The following is a 26758-nucleotide window of genomic DNA, read 5'->3' as shown; positions in this document are numbered from 1 at the left end:
GTCGGTCTCCCATGCGCCCTCCCCGCCGCCCGCGTCTCCTCGCCGCGTTCCTGCTCACCCCGCTGCTCACCGGCTGTTTCGCCTCCCCCGGAGACGGCGACAGCGGCGAGGCGGCCGACGGCAAGGACGGTGCGCGGCTGCGTGTCGCCCTCGCCTTCCCGCCCGTCGAGAACCTCTCCCCGTACGGCGCCGACGCCACGATCCTCAGCCGCCTGGGCGTGACCGAGGGGCTGACCGCCCTCGACGCCAACGGCGCCGCCGCGCCCGCGCTCGCCTCGTCCTGGCGGCGCGAGAACGACCGGAGCTGGCTGTTCACCCTGCGCGAGGCCGTCTTCCAGGACGGCACGGAGGTCACCCCGGCCGCCGTGGTCACCGCCCTCATCGGCGCCGGCCGGGCCGAGCCCGTTCCGGCCGCCCTGACCGGCGTCACCCTCACGGCGGAGGCGCGGGGGGCGACAGGCGTACGGATCACCACGGCCGAACCCGACCCCGTGCTGCCGCTGCGGCTGGCGAGTCCCGGCCTCGCCGTACTCGCTCCGAAGGCGTACGAGGAGAAGGGCGCCGTCGACCCGGTCGGCACCGCCACCGGCCCCTTCGAACTCACCGAGGTCACCGGCACCACGGCCGCCGCCCTCGACCGGTTCGACGACCACTGGGGCGGACGCGCCCAGGCCTCCGGCATCGACGCGCGTTTCATCGCCGACGGCACCGCCCGCGCCAACGCCCTGCGCACCGGACAGATCGACCTCGCCGAGGCGATACCCGTCGCCCAGGCGGCCACGCTCGACGCCGGCAGCCGCCGCGAGACCGCCACCACCCGCACCACCAGCCTGCTCCTCAACACCAGGTCGGGCGTCTTCAAGGACGCCTCGCTGCGGGCCGCGGCCCGCGCCGCCGTCGACACCGGCGTGCTCGCCGACGGCGTCCACGAAGGTCATGCCGACCCCGGCGCCGGCATCTACGGCCCCGCCGTCACCTGGGCCGGGGCCAAGCGGGTCACGCCGGTCGGGCGGGTCGAGGCCGGGAAGCCCGAGGGTGCCTCGATCACTCTCGCCACCTACGACAACCGGCCCGAACTCCCTGAAGTCGCCCAGGTGTTGAAGCAGCAGCTGGAGAACGCCGGGTTCGTGGTGAGGCTGGAGGTGCGCGCGTACGCGCGTCTGGAGAGCGACGCGCTGGCCGGGACGTTCGACGCGTTCGTCGGTGCCCGCAACAGCCTCCTCGACACGGGTGACCCGGTCTCCCTGCTCGCCAGTGACTTCACCTGCGACGGCGGCTACAACCTGGCGCTGCTGTGCGACAAGGACGTGGACCGGGCCGTCGAACGGGCGCGGGCGGTCGCCGACACCGGCAAGCGGCAGGACGCCGCCCTGGCCGCCGAGGCCGTGATCCTCGGCACCGACGCCGTCGTCCCCCTGGTCCACCAGCGTGTCATCACCGGGGTCGCGGCCTCGGTCGGCGGGGTGCTCCTCGACCCGTATGAGCGCACCCTGGTCGGCACCGGCACCCGGCGCTGAGCCGCGTGGGAAGCGGGTTGGGAAACAGGGTGGGAGGCCGGGTGGGCACGCTGCTGTGGCGTGCCGGAGTGGCCGCGGCGCCGGTGTGCGGCATCGGACTGCTGCCCTGGCTCTCGCACACCGACCCGGCGCTCACCGTCCTCAGGGCCCGCTCCGCCGAACGCGACCCCGACCCCGAGGCTCTGGCTGCCGTCCGCACCCAACTCGGCCTGGAGGAAGGCCCTTTGGTCCTTCTTGGACGGTGGCTCGGCGGGCTGTCGCGCGGGGACGCCGGACGGTCCTGGATCTCCGGAGCCGAGGTCGCCCCCGCCGTCACGCAGGCACTGGGCGCGTCCCTGCCGCTGATGACCGTGTCCCTCGTCGTCGCCTGCTGCACGGCCGCCGCCGTGTGCGCCCGCACCCTCTGCCTAGGGGCCCGGCGCCGACTGCACGGACGGACCCCGGGCGGCTCGGTCTCCGCCGCCCTCGCCGCACTCCCCGAGTTCCTCACCGCGTCCGTCCTCGCCACCGTCGTCGGCGTACGGCTCGGCTGGCTGCCCGCGCTCGGCTGGTACGGGCCGCAGTGGACCGTCCTGCCGGCGCTCGCCCTCGGCCTCCCCGCCGGCGCCGTCCTCGGACGCCTCCTCGACGACCAACTGCCCGCCGCCTTCACCGAACCCTGGGCCGCGGCCGCCACCGCACGCGGACTGCCCGGCCGGACCATCGCCCGCCACGCGCTGCGCCGCTGTCTGCCCGGACTGCTGCCCAACCTCGGGCTGTTCGCCGTGGGCCTGACCGGAGGGGCGGTCGCCGTGGAACAGATCTTCGACATCCCCGGCCTGGGCCGGACCACCCTCCAGGCCGCGCTCGCCCAGGACCTCCCCGTCCTACAGGCCGGCACGCTCGCCCTCGTCGCGCTCGCCGCCGTCACCACGGCCGCGACCCGCCTCGCCGTACGACGGCTCGTCGGCACCGCCCTGCGCGACGGAGCGCTGCATACACTCCACAGGCCACTGCATACACTCCGCGGGTCATTGCGTACGTTCAACGGTCGGCAGTCGACCGCCCGCAGGATCTCGCCTCTTGCATACAGCCTTCTGCTGCTCGTCGTCATCGCCCTCGGCCTCCCCCGAGACCCCCTCGCCCTCGACACCACCACCCGCCTCCAGCCCCCCTCCACCACCCACCCCTTCGGTACCGACGCCCTCGGCCGGGACCTGCTCGCCCGCGTCGCCCACGGTGCTCTCGACACCCTCCTCCTCGCCCTCGCGGTCAGCGCGCTCGCCCTGGCCGCCGGTGTGCTGCTCGGGCTGTCGCCCCGGCTGTCCGGGCCGCTGGTGGACACCGTCAACGCCGTGCCGCCCGTACTGGCCGCCCTGCTCGTCGCCGCGCTGTGGGGCGGCGGGGGTGCGACACCCGTGGTCGCGGTCGCCGTCGTGGCGTGGGCGCCCCTCGCCGCGCACACCTCCGCGCTGTTGCTGCAGGAGCGGGCCACCCCGCATCTCACCGCCACCCGCGCCCTGGGTGCCGGGCGCTGGTATCTGCTGCGGAGGGGGCTCCTGCCCGCCGTTCTGCCGCCGGTGGTCCGGCACGCACTGCTGCGGCTGCCCGGGGTCGCCCTCGCGCTCGCCTCGCTCGGGTTCCTCGGGCTCGGTGCGCAGCCGCCGTCGCCCGAGTGGGGGCTGCTGCTCGCCGAGAACCAGCCCTACGCCGAACGCGCCCCCTGGGCCGTTCTCGCCCCCGCCGCCGTCCTGGCCCTGCTGGGTGCCCTCGCGGTCACGGCAACAGCGCGAGCCGGTGCGGGTGCGCGAGTGGGCGAGGCGTGATGAACCTCCTCCGGCTCTCCCCTCTCCTCCGATTGCTCGTTCTCACCCAACTCGCCTTCAATATCGGCTTCTTCATGGTGCTGCCCTTTCTCGCCGAGCATCTGGGCCGGGCGGTCGGGATGGCCGGGTGGCTCGTCGGGTTCGTGCTGGGATTGCGGACCTTCAGTCAGCAGGGGCTGTTCGTGGTGGGAGGGGCCTTGGCCGATCGGTACGGGGTACGGCCCGTCGTCCTGGCCGGCTGTGTGCTGCGGATCGCCGGGTTCGTGTGGCTCGGGTACGCCGGGCAGGCCTGGGCGGTGGTCGGTGCGGTGCTGCTGGTCGGGTTCGCGGCCGCGCTGTTCTCCCCGGCCGTCGAGTCGGAGGTGGCGCGGCAGGCCGTCGTCCACGAGGAGGCGGGCGGTGGTCCGCGGACCCGGGTGCTGGCCCTGTTCACCGTTGCCGGACAGGCCGGGGCGTTCGTCGGACCCCTGCTGGGCGCGCTGCTGCTGTCGGTCGACTTCCGGACCGTGTGTCTCGTCGGCGCCGGGATCTTCGTCCTGGTGCTCGCCGCTCACGTTCGGCTGCTGCCGCAGCATCTTTCCGGCCGGGAGCGGGTTCAAGTGCGGGGCGGGATCGGGCCGTTGCTGCGTAACCGCCGCTTCCTCGTCCTGTGCTGCGCCTACGGCGCCTACCTCCTCGCCTACAACCAGCTCTATCTCGCCCTGCCCGCCGAGGTGGAGCGTGCGGCGGGTTCGCAGGCTCCGCTGGCCTGGCTGTTGGCGCTCTCGTCGCTGCTGGTGGTGACCGCCCAGCTGCCCGTCACCCGGTGGGTGGGGGAGCGGCTCAGCACACGCTGTTCGATGGCGGCCGGGCTGGCGCTGATCGCCGCCGGGTTCGCGGTGGTGGCCGCCGCGCTGCCCGCAGGGCGGACCGGGACGGCCGCGCTGCTGCCCGCCGCCGGGTTCGTCGTACTGCTCACCCTCGGCCAGATGCTCGTCGCGCCCGCCGCCCGCGCCTGGGTCCCCGACCTCGCCGAGGACGGCCGGCTCGGCCTCTACACCGGGGCGCTGTCCTCCGTCTCCGGGCTGATCGTGCTGCTCGGCAGCGCCGCCACCGGCACCCTCCTCGACACCGGGCTGCCCCCGGCCGTGCCCTGGCTGCTGCTCGCCGCGGTACCGGCCGCCGCGATCGCCCTGCTGCCCGGCCGCGACCGCCCTCACCGTCGTGGAAACGCCGCCGACACGGCCGTAGAAGCGCCATCGGCACGGTCGTAGAAGCGCCGCCGACACGGTCGTAGTAGCACCATCGGTACGGTCGTAGAAGCGCCCGGCACCGTCGTGAAAACGTCGTCGACACCGCCGTATAAACGCCACAGGCGCGTGCGGTCCATACGGAAGGGCCCGGACCGTCCGTGACGGTGCGGGCCCTTTCCCGTGGGGGGCGATGGCGGGCGGGGGCGTGAACCCCCGGGCAGGTTTACGCGAGTTCCAGCACCCGCTGCTCCGCCGGGCGTTCGGCGCGGGTGCGGGAGGTGACGTACAGCCACAGGACGTCGCGGCCGAAGGACCACAGCAGGGAGCCGAGGGCCAGCAGCATGACGGCGAAGTTGCCGGCGTAGGGGAGGAGGTCGGCGCCCGCGACCAGGAGGCAGATGCCCTGGAGGGCGGCGACGGTCTTGCGGGCCATGCTGGGCGGGAGCGGGGCGTTGAGCCAGGGGGCGACGCGGGCGGCGGCGACGAAGACGTACCGCATGGCGCCGATCAGCAGCACCCACGGGCCGAGCGACATGGAGACGTACACGCTCAGGACGAGGATGAGGAACGCGTCGACCTCCATGTCGAAGCGGGCGCCCAGCGCGGTGGAGGTGCCGGTGCGGCGGGCGACCTTGCCGTCGACGCCGTCGAGGATCAGGGCGACGGCGGTGAGGCCGACGAGGAGGGTCACCGGAGGCGTGGACTCGAAGGAGTCGGCGACCAGGGCGGTCACACCGCCGACGAGGGTGGCGCGGCCGAGCGTGACCCGGTTGGCGGGGCCGAAGGAGCGCAGCCGGGAGCGGTGCAGGGCCCGGGAGAGGACCGCCCAGGTGGCGACGGCGAAGACGAGGCCGGTGACCCAGCCCGCCGGCCCCATGCCGATCGCCGAGCCGAGCAGGGCCAGCAACAGGATCTGAACGCCCGCTCCCACAGCGGTCTCCTGCTGGACCAGCCTTGCGTCGTAAGTGTTGTTCAGGGCCACCGCACATTCCTCCGGCCAGGTGACAGAGATGATCAGTGCCGCGTACTGTGCGCGACCTGTGCACACCTCGGTACGTGCACCGGTTGCAGATCGTTCAGCAGATCGTTCAGGAGGATGCCGATGGACCGCAGCGGACGCGCGTTCTGGATCGACTCCCCGGGGCGGGGCGAGGTGCGTGACGTCGTCCTGCGGGAGCCGGGGGAGGGCGAGGTCGTCGTCCGCTCGCTGTACTCGGGGGTCAGCCGTGGCACGGAGACACTCGTCTTCCGCGGCGGGGTGCCGGAGAGCCAGCACGCCGCGATGCGGGCGCCGTTCCAGGAGGGCGACTTCCCCGGACCCGTGAAGTACGGCTACCTCAGTGTGGGGGTGGTGGAGGAGGGGCCCGAGCGGCTCGTCGGGCGGACTGTCTTCTGTCTGTATCCGCATCAGACGCGGTACGTCGTCCCCGAGGCGGCCGTCACCGTCGTACCGGACTCCGTGCCCGCCGGGCGGGCCGTGCTGGCCGGCACCGTGGAGACCGCCGTCAACGCCCTGTGGGACGCCAGGCCCCTGGTCGGCGACCGGATCGCGGTGGTCGGCGGCGGCATGGTCGGCTGTTCGGTCGCCGCGCTGCTGGCCCGCTTCCCGGGGGTGCGTGTGCAGTTGGTGGACGCCGACCCGGCGCGCGCGAAGACCGCCGAGGCGCTCGGGGTCGGCTTCGCGCTGCCGCAGGACGCGCTCGGCGGCTGCGACCTCGTCGTGCACGCCAGCGCCACCGAACAGGGCCTGACCCGTTCCCTGGAACTGCTCTCCGCCGAGGGCACCGTCCTCGAACTGAGCTGGTACGGCGACCGCAGGGTGGCGCTGCCGCTCGGTGAGGCGTTCCACTCGCGCCGGCTCGTCATCCGCAGCAGTCAGGTCGGCACCGTCTCCCCGGCCCGCGCGAACCGCAGCTACGCCGACCGGCTCGCGCTCGCCCTCGACCTGCTGGCCGATCCGGCGCTCGACGCACTCGTCACGGGGGAAAGCGCGTTCGAGGAGCTGCCGGAGGTGATGCCGAGGCTCGCGTCCGGCGAGATCCCCGCCCTGTGTCACCGCGTCAGGTACCCGTCCGGGACCAGCAGGAGCGCCTGACCTGAGAAAAGAGTGAGATACGGCTGAACACGGGGAAGCGAGGAGCCGTACTACCCGGCATCCCCCGGCAGCAATGGGCCGGTGGGGCCAGACGCGCCGCACCTGGAGGGTCGTCCGTTGTTCAGTGTCACCGTCCGCGATCACATCATGATCGCCCACAGCTTCCGCGGCGAGGTCTTCGGACCCGCGCAGCGCCTGCACGGAGCGACGTTCCTGGTGGACGCCACGTTCCGCCGCGAGCAGCTGGACGACGACAACATCGTCGTCGACATCGGACTGGCCACCCAGGAGCTCGGCGCCGTGGTCGCCGAGCTCAACTACCGCAACCTGGACAACGAGCCCGACTTCGCCGGGATCAACACCTCCACCGAGTTCCTCGCCAAGGTCGTCGCCGACCGGCTCGCCGAGCGGATCCACAAGGGCGCGCTCGGCGAGGGCGCCCGCGGCATCGCCTCGATCTCCGTCACCCTGCACGAGTCGCACATCGCCTGGGCGAGTTACGAGCGTGCGCTGTGACCGACGTGACCCTGGAGAAGACCCCGCTCGCGTACGTGCCCGCGCAGACCGCGGCACCCAAGGCCCCGACGGCCCCCACGGCCCGGAAGACGGGTGACCTCATCCCCATGTCCCTGCGCTCCGTGCACTTCGTCATGCCCGGCGGCGTCCACGACACGGCCAACCCCAGCGGCGGCAACGCATACGACCGGCGGGTCTGCCTGGACCTTCCCGGTTTCGGCTGGCAGGTCCACAAGCATCTGGTGAACGGCTCCTGGCCGCGCCCGGACACCGCCGCCCGTACGGAACTGGCGCGCACCCTCGCCGAGTTCCCCGACGGCACGGTCGTCCTGCTCGACGGGCTGGTGGCCTGCGGCGTCCCGGAGATCGTCGTACCGGAGGCGGAGCGGCTGCGGCTCGCGGTCCTCGTCCACCTCCCGCTCGGCGACGAGACCGGCCTGGAGCCGCTCGTGGCCGCCGACCTCGACGCCAAGGAGCGGGCCGTGCTGCGGGCGGTGCCCGCGGTCATCGCCACCAGCGACTGGGCCGTGCGCAGGCTCGTCTCCCACCACGGCCTCGCCCCGGAGAAGGTGCACTGCGCCGCCCCCGGCGCCGACATCGCGCCCCTCGCCTCCGGCACCGACGGGGTCTCCCGGCTGCTGTGCGTGGCCGCCGTGACTCCGCGCAAGGGCCAGCACCGGCTGGTGGAGGCGCTGGCCGCGGTCACCGACCTGCGGTGGAGCTGCGTGTGCGTGGGCGGCCTGGGCCAGGACCCGGAGTACGTCGCCCATCTGCGCGGCCTGATCCGGAAGTACGGCCTCGAGGACCGGCTGGAGCTCGCCGGACCGAAGGCGGGCGCCGAGCTCGACGCCGCGTACGCCTCCGCCGACCTGATGGTCCTCACCTCCTACGCCGAGACCTACGGCATGGCGGTCACCGAGGCCCTCGCCCGCGGCATCCCGGTCCTCGCGACCGATGTCGGCGGGCTGCCCGAGGCCGTCGGCCGCGCACCCGACGGCGGGATGCCGGGCATCCTCGTCCCGCCGGAGAACCCGGCCGCCCTCGCCGCGGAACTGCGCGGCTGGTTCGGCGAGGCGGACGTACGGCGCCGGCTGAAGGCGGCCGCGCGCAGCCGCCGGGCGGCCCTGAACGGCTGGGCGTCCACCGCCCAGAGCCTGGCCGGGGTCCTCGGCCGGATTCCCGGCGAACCCCGGAGGGCGGCATGAGGAAGACGACGGCGACCCCGGCTGACATGGCGCGGCGCGTGGGGGCCATCCCCACCCAGCCGGGCCCGAAGGAGGCCTCCACCATGACGGACATCGTGACTGAGACCGTGGCGTCGACGGACGGCGGCGCGACCGGCGGCGCGGCTGTCGGTGAGGTTGTCGGTGAGGCTCTCGTCGAGGCCGACACCGGCGCCGTGATAGCGGGCGCGGGCCCCGTCACCCGCCCCGGTGAGCGGCCCACCGTACGGCTGCGGGAGGCCGGTCCCGAGGACCAGCCCCGGTACGCGCCCGAGTGGCTGCAGCTGCGCGAGCCCGCGGACGCGGCGGCGCGGGCCGTGGACCTGCTGGACCCGCTGCGGATCCGGCTCGCGAACCTGCCGAACGGGCGAAGCGGCGGCCTCGCCGTGCACGACCTCGGCTGCGGCACCGGCTCGATGGGCCGCTGGCTCGCACCCCGCATCGACGGCGGCCAGCACTGGATCCTGCACGACCGCGACCCCTACCTGCTGCACTTCGCGGCCGTCGCCTCCCCGCGCGCGGCCGCCGACGGCAGCCGGGTCACCGTGGAGACCCGGCGCGGCGACGTCGCCCGGCTCACCCCGGACGCCCTGACCGGCGCCTCCCTCGTCACCGCCTCCGCCCTCCTCGACGTCCTCACCCGCGAGGAGGTCGAGACGCTCGCCGCGGCCTGCGCGGGCGCCGGCTGCCCGGCACTGCTGACGCTGTCCGTCGCCGGACGGGTCGAGTTCTCCGCGCCGGACCCGCTGGACGAGGAACTCGCCGCCGCGTTCAACGACCACCAGCGGCGCGGCGGACTGCTCGGCCCGGACGCGGTGGGCGTCGCCTGCGAGGCGTTCGCCGACCACGGCGCCACCGTCAAGGTCCACCCGAGCCCCTGGCGCCTCGGCCCCGAGCACGCCGCGCTGACCGCCCAGTGGCTGCGCGGCTGGGTCGGCGCGGCCGTCGAACAGCGCCCCGCACTCGCCGAACGCGCCGAGACGTACCTGGCGGCCCGTCTCGCGGCCTGCCAGGCGGGCGAGCTGCGGGTCACCGTCCACCACAGCGACCTGCTCGCCCTGGCCCGTCCGACGGGGCGCGTCTGATGAGCGCCGAGACGGTGAGCGCGCGGGCCGGGACGGCCGCGCCCGTGGTGCCCTTGGTGTGGGGCGAGGGCACGCCGGCCGTACGGCGCCCGCCCCGCGCCCCGTCGGTGGCGCGCACCGGGCCCGCCGTGTCCGCGGCCCGCATCGGCGTCATCGTGACGAGGGCGCACCGCACGCCGTCGCCATGGCGCAGGCTGCTGGCCTCCCGCGCCCTGCGCACCCACTTCGGGACGGTCGCCGGAGTCCTCATCCTCGCGGTGCTGCTGTGGCGGATGGGGACGGGCGTCTTCCTGGACGGGCTGCGCCGGATCGACGTGCCGACGCTGCTCGTCGCGCTCGGGATCGGCGCGGTCACCACCGTGTTCAGCGCCTGGCGGTGGGCGCTGGTGGCCCGCGGGCTGCGGATCCGGCTGCCGCTCGGCGCGGCGGTCGCCGACTACTACCGGGCGCTGTTCCTGAACGCGGCCCTGCCCGGCGGGATCCTCGGCGACGTGCACCGCGCCGTGCGGCACGGGCAGAGCGCCGGTGACGTCGGGCGCGGTGTACGGGCGGTCGTGCTGGAGCGCACGGCGGGACAGCTCGCGCTGGCCGTCGCAGGCGTAACGGTCCTGCTGGTGCTGCCGTCCCCGGTCATGGCCGAGGTGCGCGGCCTCGCCCCGCTGGTGCTGCTGGCCGCGGTGGGCGGGCTCGCCGTCGTCCTCGCCCTGCGCATGAACTCCTCCCGGCCGCGCCCGGCCGGACGCCTCGGCCGGACGCTGGCCGAGGTGCGCGAGACGCTGCTGTCCCGGCGCAACGCGCCCGGGGTCGCCCTGTCGTCGGTGGTCGTGCTCGCCGGGTACGTGGCGATGTTCGTCGTGGCCGCCCGGGTGGCCGGCTCCGCCGTCTCCGTCCTGACCCTGCTGCCGATCGCGATGCTCGCCCTGCTCGCCATGGGCGTGCCGCTCAACGTCGGCGGCTGGGGCCCCCGCGAGGGCGTCACCGCCTGGGCGTTCGGCGCGGCCGGCCTCGGCGCGAGCACCGGGCTGTCGGTGGCGGTGGTGTACGGCGTGCTGAGCTTCGTCGCGGCGCTGCCGGGGGCGGTCGTCCTCGTCGTACGGTGGTACGCCGCCGTACGCGCCGGCCGGACGAAGGCGGCCCCGGCCGACGAGACGGCCGGGGCCGGGGTGGGCGAGGAGACCGGGACTGCCGGGGCGGCCGCGGCGGCCGGGGGCACTCGGTCGGCCGAGGTCGGTGAAGTGGCTGAGGCGGCCGGGACGATCGGGGCCGGTGCGGCGAGTGTGGCGACCGGGGCCGGTGCGGCTGGTGTGGCGACCGGGGCCGGTGCGGTAGGTGTGGCGACCGGGGCCGGTGTGCGCGGCCCCGGGCCCGCGGCGGCCTACTCGGCCCCGGAGTCCCCCGAACTCCCCGATTTCTCCGGGTCTCCGGCCCTCTCCGAAGTCAGCAGCGAGAAATACGCGCCGAAGGAATCCGCCAGGCTCGACAGGAGTTCCTTCCCCTTTTCCGCGGACCCCAGGGAAGGACGGCCGATGACGCCCGAATCGGTATAGGCGGACATTCCCAGCGTGAGCAGATGGCGACGGTCGTCCGCGGTGAAATCGGCGGACTCGTAACCGGGCCGGACGAGTTCCGGATGGGCGTGCAGCAGGATCGACGTCTCGATCTCCCCGGCGTGCATGTCGGTGAGGAGCGAGGTCACCACCCCGGACCGTTCCCGCGCCGCCTCCCAGTCCTCCGGGGCCGGGAAGAGCGCCATCCGCTCACCGCGGGCGGAGGACTCCTGGACCGCGTTGCCCAGGACGTAGTTCCCGCCGTGTCCGTTGACCAGCACCAGGGCCTCGACGCCCGAGCGGCGCAGCGACGCCGCGATGTCCCGTACCACCGCGTGAAGGGTCACGGAGGAGATGCTGACGGTCCCCGGCCAGGCCGCGTGCTCGTGCGAGCAGGCGATGGTCACCGGCGGAAGGAGGTGCACCGGGTACGCCCCGGCGATCTCGCGGGCGATGGCGCAGGCGACCAGGGTGTCCGTGGCCAGCGGCAGGTACGGACCGTGCTGTTCGAAGCTGCCGACCGGCAGGACCGCGACCTGCGTCGCGACGCCCGCGCCCCGGGAGCGGACGTCCTCGGTGGTGTCCACGGGCACCAGGCCCTGCGCCGCCCCCGCCGTCGCCGCCGCCCCTATCTCCGAACCACTCATCTTTTCCCGGCCTTTCGTCTCCGCTTAGGAATCAGATCATGACAGAGAAAATTGGCGTACTCGGCAAGAAGACCGCGCAGCGCACCGGCGTGGAACGCGTGGTGAATGCCCCCTTGCCCACCGTGTACGGGAAATTCCAGGCGGTGGGCTACCTCGACCACGACCGCGGTGACGAACAAGTCGCCCTGGTGTACGGCGAGATCGGCAGCGAGGACGTGCTGACCCGGCTGCACTCGGAGTGCCTGACCGGCGACGCGTTCGGCTCCCAGCACTGCGAGTGCGGCGACCAGTTGGAGTCGGCGCTGCGGGCCGTCGTCGCCGAGGGCAGCGGGATCGTCGTCTATCTGCGCGGTCACGAGGGGCGCGGCATCGGTCTGCTCGGCAAGCTGCGCGCGATGGCCCTGCAGGCGGAGGGCCTGGACACCGTCGAGGCGAACGTGGCGCTCGGCTTCCCGGTGGACGCCCGCGACTACAAGGTGGCCGCCGACATCCTGCGCGATCTGGGCGTACGGTCCGTGCGGCTGATGTCGAACAATCCGCGCAAGCGCGAGGCGCTCGTCGACAACGGCATCCAGGTCGCCGAGGAGGTGCCGCTGCTGATAGAGCCGTGCGAGAACAACATCACCTACCTGCGCACCAAGCGGGAGCGCATGGACCACCGGCTGCCGCACCTGGACGCGGTGGCGCACTGGTCCTGAGCCCGCCTCGGCCGTCGCCCCGCCGGCCGGGACGGCGTGCGGGGATCGCGCGTGGTGTGCGGCGGGTAGGGATCACGACGGTCACCGCAGGTGACAGCCCCGGCCTCGGTACTCGGGCCGGGGCCGCCGCACAGTGCCGCCGCACAGTAAGGAGCCGCTCGCGTGAACACGCATGCCTCGGTCGTCGTCATCGGCGGTGGAGTGATCGGGACCAGCATCGCCTACCATCTGGCCGCCGCGGGCGTACGGGACGTCCTGCTGGTGGAGCGGGACGACCTCGCCGCCGGCTCGACCTCGAAGGCCGCCGGAGGGGTCCGCGCCCAGTTCTCCGACGAGCTGAACATCCAGCTCGGGGCGCGCAGCCTGGAGGCGTTCGGGCGGTTCGGCGAGGAGTTCGGGCAGGACATCGGACTGCACCGGGTCGGCTACCTCTTCCTGCTCTCCACCCCCGAGGAGGTCGCCTCCTTCGAGGCGGGCGTGGCGCTGCAGAACGCGCTCGGCGTGCCCAGCCGCATGATCGACCCGGCCGAGGCCCGCCGGCTCTCCCCGCTGATCACCACCGACGGTTTACGCGCCGCCGCGTTCTCGCGCGACGACGGCCACTGCACCCCCGAGGCCGTCGTCCAGGGGTACGCGGCCGCCGCCCGCCGCTGCGGTGCGCGCATCCTGCGCCGTACGGCGGTCACCGGTATCGAGACCCGCGGCGACACCATCACCGGCGTCACCACCACCCTCGGGCCGATCGCCACCGACACGGTGATCTGCGCGGCCGGCGCCTGGTCCCGGTCGGTCGGCGCGATGGTGGGCGTGGACCTGCCGGTGCAGCCGCTGCGCCGCCAGATCGCCGTCACGGAAGCGGTGCCGGGGCTCGCGCCGGACCTGCCGATGACGATCGACTTCACCACCACCCTCTACTTCCACTCCGAGGGGCCCGGTCTGCTCGTCGGCATGTCCGACCCCGACGAACGCCCCGGCTTCGCCACCGACACCCACGACCGCTGGATCCCCCGGCTCGCCGCCGCCCTGGAACACCGCGCCCCCGACATCCTGGAGCTGCGCCGCACGGGTGGCTGGGCGGGCCTGTACGAGGTCACCCCGGACCACAACGCGCTGATCGGCGAGGCGCATTCGATATCTCGTTTTCTGTACGCGACCGGTTTCTCCGGGCACGGCTTCCTCCAGGGACCGGCCGTCGGCGAGGTCGTCCGCGACCTCTACCTGGGCCGCGTACCCTTCGTGGACGTCACCCCCCTGAGCGCCGGCCGGTTCGCGGCCGACGCCCCGCGTCCGGAGGTCAACTGCGTATGACGGGCAAGACCGCACCTCACCTGTGGCTGCGCCACGAGGCCCGCACCACCGAACGGCGCACCCCGGTCGTCCCCGACGACGCCCGCCGCCTCGTCGAGGCCGGGATGCGGCTGACCGTCGAGGAGTCCCCGCAGCGGATCTTCCCCGTGGAGGAGTACGAGGCGGTGGGCGCCCAGCTCGCCCCCGCGGGCTCCTGGGTGTCGGCGCCGCCCGGGACGGTCGTCCTCGGCCTGAAGGAACTCCCGGACCAGCCAGTCGAGTTGACACACCGTCATATCTTCTTCGGGCACGCCTACAAACAGCAGCCCGGCGCGGCCGACCTGTTGCGCCGGTTCGCCGCCGGGTCAGGCGCGCTCCTGGACCTGGAGTACCTGGTCGACGAACAGGGCCGCAGGCTCGCCGCGTTCGGCTTCTGGGCGGGCTACCTCGGCGCCGCCCTCGCGGTGCTCCGGCACCGGGGCCGGCTGACCGCGCCCCTGCGCCCCACCGACAAGGACGAGCTGGACGAGACCCTGCGCCCGCGGCCGGGCGACGAGGAGTTCACCGCCCTCGTCGTCGGCGCCCTGGGGCGCAGCGGGCGGGGCGCGTGCGCCGCCCTCGCCACGGCCGGCGCCGACCCCACCTGCTGGGATCTCGCCGAGACCCGGGACCTGGACCGCCGCGCCCTCCTGGACCACGACCTGCTCGTCAACTGCGTGTTGGCCACCACGCCGGTGCCGCCGTTCGTCCGCGAGGAGGACCTGGACGACCCGGCCCGTCGGCTGCGCACCCTCTCCGACGTCACCTGCGACGTCGGCTCGCCCCTCAACGTCCTGCCGGTCTACGACCGCACCACGGAGTGGACGGACCCCGTGCGCACGCTGCGCAAGGAACCCCCGCTGGATCTGATCGCCATCGACAACCTGCCGTCACTGCTGCCGCGCGAGTCCAGCACCGACTTCTCGGCGGCCCTGCTGCCCCAGTTGCTGGAGTTCCCCACGGGCGGCGCGTGGACGCGCTGTCTGGAGCGCTTCCGGCAGGCCGGCCGTGAACTCGGCATCGAAGTCAACACCGAGGAAGGGGAGTTCGGACATGACTGAGGTGGTTTTGGCGAGCGGCACCGTCCACTGGGTCGGTGCCGGCCTGTCCACGGGCAGCGGCCTCGCCGACCTGTGCGCGCGCACCGACGGCGTCCGGCTGTGGCACCGTACGACGGACCGCGCGGCCGAGGCCCTCGACCGGCTGGGGCTGACGGGACGCGCCGAACCCCGCGCGTACACCCTGGACGCGCTCACGGCCGAACTCGCCCCCGGTGACGTCGTCGTGTCGATGCTGCCCGCCCCCGACCACGCCCCGCTGCTCGCCGCCTGCGTCGCCCGGCGCGCCCACTTCGCCTGCTCCAGCTATGTCTCGGACGCGGTGCTGGAGCAGGTTCCGGCGGCCGGGAAGACGGGGCTGGTCGTCCTCACGGAGGCCGGGCTCGACCCGGGCATCGACCATCTCTTCGCCCACGCGCTGGTCGCCCGCGCCCGTGAGGTGATCGGCGCGGACACGGCGGCCTCGTACCGCCTCACCTCGTACTGCGGGGGCGTTCCGGCCGTCCCCAACGACTTCCGCTACCGCTTCAGCTGGGCGCCTCTCGGTGTCCTCAACGCCCTTCGCTCGCCCGCCCGTTACCTCGAGGACGGCGCCGAGACCGTCGCCGCCCGGCCCTGGGAGGCGACCCGCCGGCATGGCGTCGACGGGGAGCACTTCGAGGTGTACCCCAACCGGGACAGCGTGCCGTTCGTCGAGCAGTACGGGCTGCCACCCGCCTGGAAGCCGGTCGACTTCGTGCGCGGCACCCTGCGCCTGGACGGCTGGCTGCAGGCCTGGGAGCCGGTGTTCGAGGAGCTGAAGGCGGGCGACGACACCCGCATCGCTGGCCTGGCCCGGGAGTTGGCCGACACCTACCCGACGACGGACACCGACCGTGACCGGGTCGTCCTCGAAGTCTCTTTGGAGGTGGAGTCCGGTACGACGTACGCGGCGCCGGGCAACGGCACGTCCTGGTCGGGGAGTTACCTGCTGGACCTGGTGGGCGACGAGGAGGAGAGCGCGATGGCGCGGTGCGTCTCCCGCACCCTCGCGCTCGGCGTCCGGCAGATCCTGGCAGGCGCGCTCCCGTCGGGCCTGAACCGGGCGGCCGAGACGGCGGCCCGGTCGGCCCGGTGGCTCGGTGAACTGGCCGACGAGGGGCTGGAGTTCACCCTGCGCGGGGGCGGCTGACGGTCCGGACGGCCGATGGTCCGGACGGCTGATGGTCCGGACGGTTGACGGTCAGTCGAGTACGGCCTCGTGCACCAGTCGCTTGAGGTCGGGGTACAGCTTCAGCGACCTCCTCGGCCGCACCTGCGTCAGGAACTGCACGCTCACGTCGTGCTGCGGGTCGACCCAGAAGGTGGTCGTGGCGACACCGCTCCAGCCGTAGGTGCCGAGGCCGGCCGGGGCCTGGGTGCGGTCCGGGTCGACGACCACGGACAGGCCCAGGCCGAAACCGACACCGTCGTTGCCGGGTTCGTCGTGCGCCGGGCGGCTGCCGAAGGCGCGCAGGTCGGCGTTGCCGGGGAGGTGGTTGCGGGTCATGAGGTCCACCGTCTCCGGGGCCAGCAGACGGACACCGTCGAGTTCGCCACGGCGGCGCAGCAGCTCACTGAAGCGGTGGATATCGTATGCGGTGGCCACCATACCGCCGCTTCCCGACAGGAACCGGGGGCGGCCGAACAGCGGCAGACCCGGGATCGGCTCGATGCCGCCGCCCTCGGTGTCGCCGTACAGCTCGGCGAGCCGGCCGGCCTGCTCGCCGGTGACCTGGAAGCCGGCGTCCGGCATGCCCAGCGGACGGAAGATCCGTTCGGCGAGGAACTCGTCGAGGGGCTGCCCGGAGACGACCTCGATGATCCGGCCGAGGACGTTGGTGGACACCGAGTAGTTCCACTGCGTGCCCGGCTCGAACTGCAGCGGCAGCCGCGCGTACGCCTCGACCGTCTCCGCGAGATTCGAGCCGGGCAGCACCGCCGACTCCAGGCCGGCCTCGCGGTAGAGGGCGTCGACGGGGTGACAGTGGTAGAAAGCGAACGTCAGGCCCGAGGTGTGGGTCATCAGATGCCTGACCAGCAGCGGCTGCTCCACCGGGCGGGTGGTGAGGTCCTTGCCGGAGCCGCCCGCGTACACCCGCTGGCCTGCGAAAGCCGGGAGGTGGTCGGCGACCGGGTCGTCGAGCCGCAGCCGGCCCTCCTCCATCAGTATCAGGGCGGCGACGGAGGTGACCGGCTTGGTCATCGAGTAGATCCGGTACACGGTGTCGGCCTCGACGGGCAGTCCGGCGGCGACGTCGCGGCGGCCGTGCGTGGTGAGGTGCGCGACCCGGCCGCCCCGGGAGACCGCCACGAGGAAACCGGGCAGCCGTCGCTCGTCGACGTAGTGGGCGACGTGCTGGTCGAGGCGGTCCAGCGCCTTCGCGTCCAGTCCGACCTCGCTCGGGTCGACCTCTTGTCGCAGCAGTGCCATCGTTCTCCTCCGGTGCGTATCTGCGAGGTGCGGTCCGGGGCGTCCCTCCCGACCTCAGTGCTCATGGTCGCCCAGGGAACGGGCGTGCGGACTGCTTTCCACGCCGTGAGCGGTGTGGGGTGTGTCGCTTCGGCCGGCGGTGACTCCGGCCGGGGCGTGCGCGTCAGCGTGTGTGGGGGCGGGCGCGGGGGCGTGCGCCGGGGCGTCGGCGGGCGCGGGGCGTCCCGGCAGCGCACGGCAGACCGGGAGCGCCGCGAGGGCCGCCACGCCCAGTACGGCCATCGGTGTCCAGGCCGGGCCGAGGCCCGTGAGCACGGTCGCCGCGGCGACGCCCAGCACCGGTCCGAGGTTCATCGCCGTCTGCTGCAGTCCGCCCGACACCCCGGCCGCCTCGGCGGGAGCCTGCCGTACGACGACATGGGTCGCCGCCACCATCACGGTCCCGAACCCGGCGCCCACCAGGGCGAACCCGACGGCGAAGGCCTCCTCGCCCGGGGCGAGGGCCAGCACCAGCAGACCGGCGCCGAGGACGGCCGTCGCCCCCGTGACCGCGGCCCGGGCGCCCGCCCGGCGCAGCAGCACCGCTGACACGGGCGCCGCCGCGATCAGGAACACGGCCAGCGGCAGACTGAGCAGCGCGCTGTGCAGGGCGGTGAGCCCGAGGCCGTCCTGGAGGACGTAGACACAGGCGAACAGCCCGCCGTTGAGGGCCGCCGACGCGGTGACCAGCAGGGCGAGGGCGCCGCCGACCGCGGGGGAGAGGACGATGTCCGGCGGCAGCAGAGGCGCGGGCGTCCGCAGCTCGTGCCGTACGAAGGCGACCGCCGCGAGGAGCGCCGCCGGTGCGGACCAGGTCGCGGCCGGGAGCGTGACCAGCGCGTGCACCAGACAGACGAGCGCCGCGGCGAGCAGGCAGGCGCCGGGCATGTCCAGCGGGACGCCGGCGGGCGGCCGTTTGTCCTCGCGGGAGACGAGAGCGAGCACGCCGAAGACCAGTGCGGGCGCGATGTTGAGCAGGAACACCGCCCGCCAGCCGTACGACGTGGCGAGCGCCCCGCCCACCACCGGCCCGGCCGCGGCCGCCACCCCGATGGCCGCCGTCCGTACGGCGATCGGCGTGCGCAGCCGGTCCGGCGGGAACGACGCCCGCAGCATGCCCAGCGTGGCCGGCTGCAGCAGCGCCCCGAACACCCCTTGTACGACACGCAGTCCGATCACCCAGCCCACGGTCGGCGCCACCGCGATGCCCGCCGACGCGGCCCCGAAGCCGAGCATGCCGACGGCGAACGTACGGCGGTGCCCGAAGAGGTCGCCGAGCCGCCCCGAGAACACCAACAGGCCCGCCACGGCGACGAGATAGCCGGTGCTCGTCCACTGCACCTGGGCGAGGGAGGCGTGCAGGTCGCGGCGCAGGGTCGGCTGGGCGACGGTGAGCACGGTGCCGTCCAGGGCGACGACCACCGCCCCTGCCACACTGCTCGCCAGAGCCAGGGGACGGTTCACCGGCCGTCCTCCGGCCCGAGGTGCGCATCGAGCGCCGTCCGCAGCAGGGGAGTGAAGTCTTCGGCGCCCGTGGCGAGTTGGAGACTGCCCCAGCCCCACAGCTGGGCGATGCCGTGCAGGTTCGCCCACAGCGCCCCCGCGACCGCACGCGCGTCGGCGTCCGGACGGGCCCGGCCCACCAGGTCCACCAGGACACCGAACAACGGCAGGCTGGTGTCCCGCAGCCGCAAGTGCCCGCTCTCCAGCAGATCGTGACGGAACATCAACTCGTACATGCCGGGGTTGCCCAGCGCGAACTCCAGGTAGGAGCGCCCCAGTTCGGTGAGCTGTGCGCGCGGGTCCGTGCCCTTGCCGCCGAGTGTCGTCGTCACCCGGATCCCCAGTTGGGTGAAGCCGCGGCGGGCGATGGCCGACAGCAGCTCCAGATGGGTGGGGAAGTGGCGGCGGGGCGCGCCATGGGACACGCCGGCCCGGCGGGCGATCTCCCGCAGGGTCAGCGCACCGGCGCCCTCCAGGGCGACCAGGTCCACGCCGACGTCGACGAGACGGGTCCGCAGATCGGGGTCCGGCTTCTCGGGTTCGCTCATAGACACTGTCTACCACTCGATGGTAGACAGTGTCTACGCGTGGTCGGGCGGCTCACCGGAGCGCAGTGGGGGAGTGCGGTGGGGGAATGCGCCTCAGTGTGCGCCGGTTGTGCGGGGCATGACTCAGGACACGACGCGCCACGCACTGCTCGCCCTGCTCTCCGAGGGCCGCAGCGGAGTACTGGTCACACTCAAGCGGGACGGCCGCCCCCAGCTGTCGAACGTCAGCCACCACTACTACCCCGACGAGGGCGTCATCCGGATCTCCGTCACCGACGACCGCGCCAAGACCCGCAACCTGCGCCGCGACCCCCGCGCCTCCTACCACGTCACCACCGCCGACCGCCGCGCCTACACCGTCGTGGAGGCCGCCGCCGACCTCACCCCGGTCGCCGCCGGCCCCTACGACGACACGGTGGAGGAACTCGTCCGCCTCTACCGCGACGTCGTGGGCGAGCACCCCGACTGGGACGACTTCCGAGCCGCCATGGTCCGCGACCGCCGCCTGGTCGCCCGGCTGCGGGTGGAGCGGGCGTACGGGATTCCGCGGGCGGCCGGCCAGGGGTGAGCCGACCAGGGGTGAGCCGACCAGGGGTGAGCCGACCAGGGGTGAGCCGACCAGGGGTGAGCCGGCCAGGGGTGAGGGGGCGGCGCATGACCGAGCCCCCGGAGCCGCGGGGGGCGTCCGGGGGCTCGGTCGCTGGTGGCGGGGCGGCGCCGGGTCAGGCGGTGACCGTCTCCGGACGGGAGACCTCGGGGACACCCCGCACGCCGAGCTGCTCGGTCGGGACCTTCGCGGTCTCCCGGGCCGACAGGGCCGCGATCACCGGCGGGAGGCACAGCGCCGCCGTGAACAGCGCCACCGACGACCAGTCGGCGCCGTCCGGGCCGGCGATCTGCGCCGCGAACGTGACCGCGAAACCGGCCACGGCGAAACCGATCTGCGTGCCGATCGCCATGCCCGACAGCCGGACCCGCGTGGAGAACATCTCGCCGTAGAAGGACGGCCACACGCCGTTCGCGGCGCTGTACACCACACCGAAGGTGACGATCCCCAGGACCAGGGTCAGCGGGTAGGAGCCGGTGGAGATCGCCCACAGGTACAGGAACATCGCCACCGCGCTGCCCACCGCGCCGATCAGGTACACGGGGCGGCGGCCGATGCGGTCGGAGAGCGTGGCCCACGCCGGGATGGCGCCCAGCGCGACCAGGTTGGCGAGCGCACCGACCCACAGCATCGAGGAACGGTCCATGCCGACCGCGTCGCTCGTCGCGTACGCCAGCGCCCACACCGTGAAGATCGTGCTGACCGAGGCGATGAGCGCACCCCCGATCACCCGCAGCACATCCGCCCAGTGCTCGCGCAGCAGCACCGCCAGCGGCAGCTTCACGACCTCACCCGTGGCCTGCTGCGCCTCGAAGGCGGGGGTCTCCTCCAGCTTGCGCCGGATGACATAGCCGACCACGGCGACCGCGATGCTCATCCAGAACGGCACCCGCCAGCCCCACGACAGCAGCTGGTCCTCGGGCAGCGCCGCGACCGGGATGAAGACCAGCGTCGCCAGCAGCTGCCCGCCCTGGGTGCCGCTCAGGGTGAAGCTGGTGAAGAAGCCGCGCCGGTGCGGCGGCGCGTGTTCGAGCGTCATCGAGTTGGCGCTGGCCTGCTCGCCGGCGGCGGAGATGCCCTGCAGCACGCGGCACAGGACCAGCAGGACCGGCGCGAGCCCGCCGACCTGGGCGCGGGTGGGCAGACAGCCGATCAGGAACGTCGACACGCCCATCAGGATCAGCGTGAACACCATGACCTTTTTACGGCCCACGCGGTCACCGAAGTGCCCGAGGAACAGCGCGCCGACGGGCCGGGCCGCGTAGGCGACACCGAAGGTGGCCAGCGACAGCAGGGTCGCGGTGGCCGGGTCCGACTCGTCGAAGAAGACCTTCGGGAAGATCAGCGCGGCCGCGCTGCCGTAGATGAAGAAGTCGTAGTACTCCAGGGCGCTGCCGATCCATGCCGCCGTGGCGGCTTTCTTCGGCTGGCCGGGGGGTGCTGCGGCGGGGACGGACACGGCGTGCTCCTTCGGGGGAACTCCAACGTACGCGGGAGTGAGACAAGGGGAGAAGGGCCGGATCCCTGGGGTGCGGGGCGGCTGCACCGGGTCGGTTGCCCGGCTAATTAACCCACTGGGTAGTTAGTGGCGGATGGCCAGTGATGTTGCGCCGATGTTTCTCCGCTGTCAATAGGTCTCGCCGGAAGGATCTGGGGTCGGCGGTATGCAATCTGCTGTGTGTGGTCGACGGTCGTCGGTTCGCTGCGGACGGTCTGCGGTCTGCGGTCTGCGGTCTGCGGTCGGCCGTCGACCGGTCCGCGGTCAGTCCCCCGCCCGCTCCGCCGTCAAGTACGCGATCACCATGTCACCGAGCATGGTCCGGTAGTGCTCCCGCTGCGCCGGATCCACCAGATCGCGCCCGAACAGCACGCCGAAGGTGTGCCGGTTGGACACCCGGAAGAAGCAGAACGAGCTGATCATCGCGTGCAGGTCGACGGCGTCCACCTCGGCGGTGAACAGCCCGGACTCCTGGCCGGCGGCGAGGATGCGGCGGATCACGTCGAGTGCGGGGGAGCCGATCCTGCCGAGTTCCTCGGAGGCGGCGATGTGCTCGGCCTCGTGGATGTTCTCGATGCTGACCAGGCGGATGAAGTCCGGGTGCGCTTCGTGATGGTCGAAGGTCAGCTCGGCCAGGCGCCGGATCGCCGCCACCGGGTCCAGGTGTTCCACGTCGAGCCGCTGCTCGGCCTCGCGGATCACGCCGTACGCGCGCTCCAGGACGGCGGTGAAGAGCTGTTCCTTGCCGCCGAAGTAGTAGTAGATCATCCGCTTGGTGGTGCTGGTGCGGGCGGCGATGTCGTCGACGCGGGCCCCGGCGTAGCCGGCGCGGGCGAACTCCCGGGTCGCCACGTCCAGGATCTCGGCCTGGGTCCGGGCGGCGTCACGTGTGCGCCCGTTGGATCGTGCCGGTTCGTCGACGCTGGTCATCGGGTTCCTTCGGGCGGCGTGGCTGCTGTGCGGCGATTCTAGGAGCCGATCCCGTCCCGTGACGTGAGAGGGGCTTCCCCGGTGGCCCGGCAGGATGTTATGACTAACTCACCAGTTCGTACATTAGCCAGCCGCTCAGGAGGTCCTCCGTGACCAAGGACGTGACCAAGGACTCGTATCTCGTCGGACTGATCGGTTCAGGCATCGGCCCGTCGCTCAGCCCCGCGCTGCACGAGAGAGAGGCCGACCGGCAGGGGCTGCGCTATCTGTACCGGCTGATCGACATCGACGTCCTCGGGGCCGCTCCGCAGGCGGTCGGCGACCTGGTGCGGGCCGCCCGCGACCTGGGCTTCGACGGGCTGAACATCACCCATCCGTGCAAACAGCTGGTGATCGAGCACCTCGACGCGCTCTCGCCGCAGGCCGAGGCGCTCGGCGCGGTCAACACGGTCGTGTTCGAGAGCGGCGGCCGGGCCGTGGGCCACAACACGGACGTCACCGGGTTCGCCGCGTCGTTCGCCCGGGGTCTGCCCGACGTTCCGCTGGAGCGGGTCGTGCAACTGGGCGCGGGCGGCGCGGGCGCGGCCGTCGCGCACGCCACGCTGACCCTCGGCGCCGGCCGGGTGACCGTCGTCGACGCGCTGCCCGAGCGGGCCGCGCGGCTCGCCGCCGTGCTGAACCGTCACTTCGGCCAGGGGCGGGCGGCCGCGTCGGGCCCCGACCGGCTGCCCGAGCTGCTCGCCCACGCCGACGGCGTCGTCCACGCCACGCCCACCGGCATGGCCGCCCACCCCGGCCTGCCCTTCCCGGCGGGACTGCTGCGGCCCGATCTGTGGGTCGCCGAGGTCGTCTACCGCCCCCTGGAGACCGAACTGCTGCGCACCGCCCGCGCGTTGGGCTGCGCCACGCTCGACGGCGGCGGCATGGCCGTCTTCCAGGCGGTGGACGCGTTCCGCCTGTTCACCGGGCGGGAACCCGACAGCGCCCGCATGCTCGCCGACATCGCCGAACTGGCCGGCGCCGTCCCCGCCCCCAAGTAGCCCCGGCCTCTCCGCCCCCCAGCAGCCCCGCCGTCGCCACCCCGAAGCGACCAGAACCACGAGGTGCCCAGGTGCGTACGTCCATCGCCACCGTCTCCCTGAGCGGATCCCTCACCGAGAAGCTGACGGCCGCCGCCCGTGCCGGCTTCGACGGCGTCGAGATCTTCGAGAACGACCTGCTCGCGAGCCCCCTCGCTCCCGAGGACATCCGTGCCCGCTGCGCGGACCTGGGGCTCACCGTCGACCTCTACCAGCCGATGCGCGACGTCGAGGCCGTGCCCGAGGCCGAGTTCGCCCGCACGCTGCGCCGCGCCCGCCACAAGTTCGAGCTGATGGGCAGGCTCGGTACGGACACCGTCCTGGTCTGCTCCAGTGTCTCCCCGCTCGCCGTGGACGACGACGCACTCGCCGCCGAGCAGCTCTCCCGGCTCGCCGACCTCGCGCAGGACTTCGGCGTCCGTGTCGCCTACGAGGCGCTCGCCTGGGGACGGCACGTCAGCACGTACGACCACGCCTGGCGCATCGTCGACACCGCCGGCCACCCCGCGCTCGGCACCTGCCTGGACAGCTTCCACATCCTCTCCCGGGGCTCCGAGCCCAGGGACCTCAAAGGCATCGCGGACATCCCCGGCGAGAAGATCTACTTCCTGCAGCTGGCCGACGCGCCGCTGCTCGGCATGGACGTCCTGCAGTGGAGCCGCCACCACCGCTGCTTCCCCGGGCAGGGTGGATTCAATGTGGTGGATCTTGTACGCCGTGTACTGCATACAGGCTATGACGGACCGCTCTCCCTGGAAGTCTTCAACGACGTCTTCCGGCAGGCCGAGGCCGGCCCCACCGCCGTCGACGCCCGCCGCTCCCTGCTGATGCTCCAGGAGGAACTCGGCATCGCCACCCTCCCCGCCCCGGCCGCCCCCACCGGGATCGCCTTCACCGAGCTGGTCACCCCCGACGCCGAACCCGTCGGCGCACTCCTCGGCACCCTCGGCTTCGCCCGCACCGCCCGCCACCGCGGCAAGCCCGTCGAGCTGTGGGAGCAGGGCGAGGCCCGGATCCTGGTCAACACCGGACCGGCCGCCCTCCCCCACTCCCGGCTTCGCTCGCGCGGGGGGACCCCCATCGACGGCACCACCCTCGCCGCGATCGGCCTGGAGTCCCCGGACCCGGCCGCCGCCGCCCGCCGCGCCGAGGCCCTGCTCGCCCCCGTCCTGCCCCGCCGTCGCGCCGCCGAGGACGCACCCCTCGACGCGGTCGCCGCCCCCGACGGCACCGAACTCTTCCTCTGCGCCACGAACCGCCCCGGGCTGCCCGACTGGCGCGCCGACTTCGAGGACGTCCCGCACACCCCGGCGCCCTCCGGCGACCTGCGCGTCGACCATGTGGCGCTCACCCAGCCCTGGCACCAGTTCGACGAGGCCGTCCTCTTCCACCGCGGTGTCCTCGGCCTCGACCCGCAGGAGAGCGTCGATGTCGCCGACCCCTACGGACTGCTCCGCAGCCGGGCCGTGACCAGCGCCGACGGCGCCGTCCGCTTCCCGCTGACCGTAGGCGCCGCCCCCGGCGACGACACCGCGCACGCCCGGCACATCGCGCTGGCCACCGCCGACGTGGTCGCCGCCGCCCGCCGCCTCACCGCGGCCGGCGGGAGCCTGCTGCCGATCCCCGCCAACTACTACGACGACCTCGCGGCCCGTTTCGAGTTCGACGACGGCGAGCTGGAGACCTACCGGGAGCTCGGCATCCTCTACGACCGGGACGCGCACGGTGTCTTCCGGCACTGCTACACCCGCACCGTCGGCCGCGTGTTCTTCGAACTCGTCCAGCGCGACGGCGGCTACCGGGGCTACGGCGCCGCCAACGCGCCGGTGCGGCTCGCCGCCCAGCGCACCGCACGCTGACGGGGCCGGCCTACTGGCGGCTGATCGTCCTGGTCACGCCGGCGGCGACGGTCGTGGCCAGGATCCAGCCGGCGACGACGAGGACGTACGACAGCGTCTGATACCCGCCGCGCGGGGCGAACGCGCTCTCCTGCCCGAACGAGATCACCGGCAGCAGCAGGTCCAGGGTGTAGAAGACGGGGTCGAAGTCGGGTGCCTCGTCCGCCTTGAGCGGCGGCGGACGGTGCCCGGAGTACGCGACCGAGCCGACGGCGAGCAGCGACAGCAGCCAGACGGCGGCGCGCAGCGGGCGAAAGCCGTAGCCGACGGCCGCGTCCTGGAGGTGCCCCCACAGCCGCCCGGGCCAGGGGAGCGTGGACCGGCGGCGGCGCTGCTTGGCGAGCTGGACGATCCGGGCGGCCTGGTCGTCGCCGGTCCTGCGGTATGCGGCCGTCAGTTGTTCGTATGCGTGCGGGTCGAACCCCTGAACACCGTCCCGCTCCAGCATCGGCAGCCGGTCCTCGGCGGGGGCGTGCGGAGTGAGGAAGACGTAGGTGAGGTCGAGCAGGCGCACCTGGTCGGGGAGCATCTCCGGCTCCAGGCTGAGCTGGTTGATCTCGGCCCGCCGCAGGTTGAGCATGCCCTCCACCCGGGGGCCCCGGCGCAGCCAGAGCTCGCCGATCACACAGCTGCTGACCCGCAGGGCGGCGCCGCCGGGGTTGGACAGCCGCGCGTGCAGCAGGTCCACCCGGCCCGGTATCCGGGCGCCGCGCAGGTCGATCCGCCCTTGCGCGCAGAGTCGGCGGCCGAGCAGGTTGGCGCCCACCTCCAGCGCATCGGCCTCCAGCACGTTCGCACCCGGGTTGCTGAGCTCGGCGTCCTCCAGGTCGAGCGACCCGGCGACGGTGGCCCCGTCGAGCCGGATCAGGCCCCGGGCGCGCAGACCGCGGGCGCACAGGTCGTCGTCGACACCGATCTGGTGCAGGTGGAGGGCGGGCCGGTCCGTGCCGGCGGCGGTGGCCTCGGCCTCCTCCAGGAACAGCGCGCCCGCGATCTGTGCCCCGTCCGCGCGGACCGGCCCGCGGAACCGGCAGCGCGTCAGCCTCAGGCTGCCGTCGATCCGGGCCCGGGTCACCTGCAGACCGGGCATCTCCGAGTCGCGCATGCTGACATAGCGCAGATGGGCGCCGATGAGGTCGGGTGCCTCCTCGAAGCGGCAGTGGGTCAGATGGACGACGCTGTCGACCGTCGCGTACCGCAGGTCCAGCGCACCGGTGATGCGGGCGCCGCGTACCTTGAGGGCCGCTATCTCGCCCTGCTCCTGGGGGCCGTTGAGGAGAAGCCTCCGCAACACCGGAGCTCGTACGGTCCGTTCGGGGCCCCAGTCGTCGGATCCGTCGCGGAAGTCCACCTCCGCGCCCGTGGCGAAGGCCCGCCAGACGCGTTGTTCGGCCGGTGTCAGATCGTCGATCTCCATCAGCGGCGACTCTGGCGGGCCCTACGGACGGTGTCAAC

General features: G+C 73.4%; 22 protein-coding genes and 1 pseudogene. 15 read left to right on the top strand and 8 right to left on the bottom strand.

The window, feature by feature from the left end:
- The first annotated feature begins 11 nt into the window (after window positions 1-11).
- Genes ACLZN2_RS06510 through ACLZN2_RS06500 form a run of 3 tightly spaced genes read left to right on the top strand, consistent with a single transcriptional unit; the run spans window position 12 to window position 4575 of the window.
- The gene (locus ACLZN2_RS06510; RefSeq protein ID WP_416977402.1) at window positions 12-1517 is read left to right on the top strand and encodes an ABC transporter substrate-binding protein; all 1506 of its coding nucleotides are present in this window, start codon (window positions 12-14) and stop codon (window positions 1515-1517) included.
- Between the two features lie 29 nt (window positions 1518-1546).
- Window positions 1547-3322: an ABC transporter permease subunit gene (locus ACLZN2_RS06505; RefSeq protein WP_416977401.1), complete on the top strand. Its 1776-nt coding sequence runs from the start codon at window positions 1547-1549 to the stop codon at window positions 3320-3322.
- Window positions 3322-4575, top strand: a complete 1254-nt coding sequence (locus ACLZN2_RS06500; protein WP_416977400.1) for an MDR family MFS transporter — start codon at window positions 3322-3324, stop codon at window positions 4573-4575. The genes ACLZN2_RS06505 and ACLZN2_RS06500 overlap by 1 nt, the downstream gene beginning before the upstream one ends.
- A 202-nt stretch (window positions 4576-4777) precedes the next feature.
- On the opposite strand, the gene ACLZN2_RS06495 is transcribed toward ACLZN2_RS06500, so the two are convergent.
- A complete protein-coding gene (locus ACLZN2_RS06495; RefSeq protein WP_416977399.1) occupies window positions 4778-5536 on the bottom strand; it encodes a CDP-alcohol phosphatidyltransferase family protein in 759 nt (252 codons plus the stop codon).
- Between the two features lie 120 nt (window positions 5537-5656).
- Between ACLZN2_RS06495 and ACLZN2_RS06490 the strand changes: the two genes are divergently transcribed.
- The 5 genes and pseudogenes from ACLZN2_RS06490 to ACLZN2_RS06470 form a co-directional block, all read left to right on the top strand.
- Entirely contained in the window at window positions 5657-6649 is a 993-nt protein-coding gene (locus ACLZN2_RS06490; protein ID WP_416977398.1) for a zinc-dependent alcohol dehydrogenase, read from the top strand.
- 117 nt (window positions 6650-6766) lie between these two features.
- Window positions 6767-7165, top strand: coding sequence for a 6-pyruvoyl trahydropterin synthase family protein (locus ACLZN2_RS06485; protein ID WP_416977397.1), 399 nt, complete (start codon window positions 6767-6769; stop codon window positions 7163-7165).
- Window positions 7162-8370 (top strand): glycosyltransferase family 4 protein, encoded by a 1209-nt coding sequence (locus ACLZN2_RS06480; RefSeq protein WP_416977396.1) that lies wholly within the window; start codon window positions 7162-7164, stop codon window positions 8368-8370. Before ACLZN2_RS06485 ends, ACLZN2_RS06480 begins: the two co-directional genes overlap by 4 nt.
- Window positions 8367-9473: a trans-aconitate methyltransferase gene (locus tag ACLZN2_RS06475; RefSeq protein ID WP_416977395.1), complete on the top strand. Its 1107-nt coding sequence runs from the start codon at window positions 8367-8369 to the stop codon at window positions 9471-9473. Before ACLZN2_RS06480 ends, ACLZN2_RS06475 begins: the two co-directional genes overlap by 4 nt.
- A pseudogene (locus tag ACLZN2_RS06470) lies at window positions 9473-10489 on the top strand (lysylphosphatidylglycerol synthase transmembrane domain-containing protein); the annotation flags it as partial. The gene ACLZN2_RS06475 and the pseudogene ACLZN2_RS06470, both read left to right, overlap by 1 nt.
- 359 nt (window positions 10490-10848) lie before the next feature.
- Here the strand turns inward: ACLZN2_RS06470 and ACLZN2_RS06465 are convergent.
- Window positions 10849-11667, bottom strand: coding sequence for a creatininase family protein (locus tag ACLZN2_RS06465; RefSeq protein ID WP_416977394.1), 819 nt, complete (start codon window positions 11665-11667; stop codon window positions 10849-10851).
- A 38-nt stretch (window positions 11668-11705) separates the two neighbouring features.
- On the opposite strand from ACLZN2_RS06465, the gene ribA reads away from it, so the two are divergent.
- The 4 genes from ribA (at window position 11706) to ACLZN2_RS06445 (ending at window position 15920) form a co-directional block, all read left to right on the top strand.
- Complete coding sequence (gene ribA / locus ACLZN2_RS06460; protein ID WP_416977393.1) at window positions 11706-12365, top strand: GTP cyclohydrolase II; 660 nt, start codon at window positions 11706-11708, stop codon at window positions 12363-12365.
- Window positions 12366-12527: 162 nt separating this feature from the next.
- A complete protein-coding gene (locus tag ACLZN2_RS06455) occupies window positions 12528-13673 on the top strand; it encodes an NAD(P)/FAD-dependent oxidoreductase (RefSeq protein ID WP_416977392.1) in 1146 nt (381 codons plus the stop codon).
- Window positions 13670-14752: a saccharopine dehydrogenase gene (locus ACLZN2_RS06450; protein WP_416977391.1), complete on the top strand. Its 1083-nt coding sequence runs from the start codon at window positions 13670-13672 to the stop codon at window positions 14750-14752. The genes ACLZN2_RS06455 and ACLZN2_RS06450 overlap by 4 nt, the downstream gene beginning before the upstream one ends.
- Window positions 14745-15920 carry a saccharopine dehydrogenase family protein gene (locus tag ACLZN2_RS06445; RefSeq protein ID WP_416977390.1) on the top strand — a complete coding sequence of 392 codons (1176 nt, stop codon included), beginning with the start codon at window positions 14745-14747 and terminating at the stop codon, window positions 15918-15920. The genes ACLZN2_RS06450 and ACLZN2_RS06445 overlap by 8 nt, the downstream gene beginning before the upstream one ends.
- A 51-nt stretch (window positions 15921-15971) precedes the next feature.
- On the opposite strand, the gene ACLZN2_RS06440 is transcribed toward ACLZN2_RS06445, so the two are convergent.
- The 3 genes from ACLZN2_RS06440 to ACLZN2_RS06430 are packed head-to-tail and all read right to left on the bottom strand — an operon-like array spanning window position 15972 to window position 19291.
- A complete protein-coding gene (locus ACLZN2_RS06440; RefSeq protein ID WP_416977389.1) occupies window positions 15972-17201 on the bottom strand; it encodes a serine hydrolase domain-containing protein in 1230 nt (409 codons plus the stop codon).
- 54 nt (window positions 17202-17255) lie between these two features.
- Window positions 17256-18704, bottom strand: coding sequence for an MFS transporter (locus ACLZN2_RS06435; RefSeq protein WP_416977388.1), 1449 nt, complete (start codon window positions 18702-18704; stop codon window positions 17256-17258).
- Window positions 18701-19291: a TetR/AcrR family transcriptional regulator gene (locus tag ACLZN2_RS06430; RefSeq protein ID WP_416977387.1), complete on the bottom strand. Its 591-nt coding sequence runs from the start codon at window positions 19289-19291 to the stop codon at window positions 18701-18703. The genes ACLZN2_RS06435 and ACLZN2_RS06430 overlap by 4 nt, the downstream gene beginning before the upstream one ends.
- 118 nt (window positions 19292-19409) lie before the next feature.
- On the opposite strand from ACLZN2_RS06430, the gene ACLZN2_RS06425 reads away from it, so the two are divergent.
- Window positions 19410-19859: a PPOX class F420-dependent oxidoreductase gene (locus ACLZN2_RS06425; protein WP_416977386.1), complete on the top strand. Its 450-nt coding sequence runs from the start codon at window positions 19410-19412 to the stop codon at window positions 19857-19859.
- A 154-nt stretch (window positions 19860-20013) separates the two neighbouring features.
- On the opposite strand, the gene ACLZN2_RS06420 is transcribed toward ACLZN2_RS06425, so the two are convergent.
- A complete protein-coding gene (locus ACLZN2_RS06420; protein ID WP_416977385.1) occupies window positions 20014-21357 on the bottom strand; it encodes an MFS transporter in 1344 nt (447 codons plus the stop codon).
- Between the two features lie 303 nt (window positions 21358-21660).
- Window positions 21661-22326 carry a TetR/AcrR family transcriptional regulator gene (locus tag ACLZN2_RS06415; protein WP_416977384.1) on the bottom strand — a complete coding sequence of 222 codons (666 nt, stop codon included), beginning with the start codon at window positions 22324-22326 and terminating at the stop codon, window positions 21661-21663.
- Between the two features lie 161 nt (window positions 22327-22487).
- Here ACLZN2_RS06415 and ACLZN2_RS06410 point away from each other — a divergent pair, with 161 nt between their 5' ends.
- Together ACLZN2_RS06410 and ACLZN2_RS06405 are read left to right on the top strand one after the other, a co-directional pair.
- The gene (locus ACLZN2_RS06410) at window positions 22488-23366 is read left to right on the top strand and encodes a shikimate dehydrogenase (protein WP_416977559.1); all 879 of its coding nucleotides are present in this window, start codon (window positions 22488-22490) and stop codon (window positions 23364-23366) included.
- Window positions 23367-23437: 71 nt separating this feature from the next.
- Complete coding sequence (locus tag ACLZN2_RS06405; protein WP_416977383.1) at window positions 23438-25264, top strand: bifunctional sugar phosphate isomerase/epimerase/4-hydroxyphenylpyruvate dioxygenase family protein; 1827 nt, start codon at window positions 23438-23440, stop codon at window positions 25262-25264.
- A gap of 10 nt (window positions 25265-25274) precedes the next feature.
- Here ACLZN2_RS06405 and ACLZN2_RS06400 read toward each other — a convergent pair whose 3' ends face one another.
- The gene (locus ACLZN2_RS06400) at window positions 25275-26720 is read right to left on the bottom strand and encodes a membrane-associated oxidoreductase (RefSeq protein WP_416977382.1); all 1446 of its coding nucleotides are present in this window, start codon (window positions 26718-26720) and stop codon (window positions 25275-25277) included.
- Window positions 26721-26758: the final 38 nt, after the last annotated feature.

It is taken from the genome of Streptomyces sp. T028, assembly GCF_048159505.1.
Taxonomy (GTDB): domain Bacteria; phylum Actinomycetota; class Actinomycetes; order Streptomycetales; family Streptomycetaceae; genus Streptomyces.
Note: the sequence above shows the minus strand (reverse complement) of the source record. Positions and strands in the feature narration are given on the sequence as shown.

Excerpts from the sequence above, each read along its gene's own strand:
- ACLZN2_RS06510 (WP_416977402.1), top strand. The coding sequence starts at position 12 with ATGCGCCCTCCCCGCCGCCCGCGTCTCCTCGCCGCGTTCCTGCTCACC.
- ACLZN2_RS06500 (WP_416977400.1), top strand. The coding sequence starts at position 3,322 with ATGAACCTCCTCCGGCTCTCCCCTCTCCTCCGATTGCTCGTTCTCACC.
- ACLZN2_RS06490 (WP_416977398.1), top strand. The coding sequence starts at position 5,657 with ATGGACCGCAGCGGACGCGCGTTCTGGATCGACTCCCCGGGGCGGGGC.
- ACLZN2_RS06475 (WP_416977395.1), top strand. The coding sequence starts at position 8,367 with ATGAGGAAGACGACGGCGACCCCGGCTGACATGGCGCGGCGCGTGGGG.
- ACLZN2_RS06465 (WP_416977394.1), bottom strand. The coding sequence starts at position 11,667 with ATGAGTGGTTCGGAGATAGGGGCGGCGGCGACGGCGGGGGCGGCGCAG.
- ribA (WP_416977393.1), top strand. The coding sequence starts at position 11,706 with ATGACAGAGAAAATTGGCGTACTCGGCAAGAAGACCGCGCAGCGCACC.
- ACLZN2_RS06450 (WP_416977391.1), top strand. The coding sequence starts at position 13,670 with ATGACGGGCAAGACCGCACCTCACCTGTGGCTGCGCCACGAGGCCCGC.
- ACLZN2_RS06445 (WP_416977390.1), top strand. The coding sequence starts at position 14,745 with ATGACTGAGGTGGTTTTGGCGAGCGGCACCGTCCACTGGGTCGGTGCC.
- ACLZN2_RS06440 (WP_416977389.1), bottom strand. The coding sequence starts at position 17,201 with ATGGCACTGCTGCGACAAGAGGTCGACCCGAGCGAGGTCGGACTGGAC.
- ACLZN2_RS06430 (WP_416977387.1), bottom strand. The coding sequence starts at position 19,291 with ATGAGCGAACCCGAGAAGCCGGACCCCGATCTGCGGACCCGTCTCGTC.
- ACLZN2_RS06425 (WP_416977386.1), top strand. The coding sequence starts at position 19,410 with ATGACTCAGGACACGACGCGCCACGCACTGCTCGCCCTGCTCTCCGAG.
- ACLZN2_RS06415 (WP_416977384.1), bottom strand. The coding sequence starts at position 22,326 with ATGACCAGCGTCGACGAACCGGCACGATCCAACGGGCGCACACGTGAC.
- ACLZN2_RS06400 (WP_416977382.1), bottom strand. The coding sequence starts at position 26,720 with ATGGAGATCGACGATCTGACACCGGCCGAACAACGCGTCTGGCGGGCC.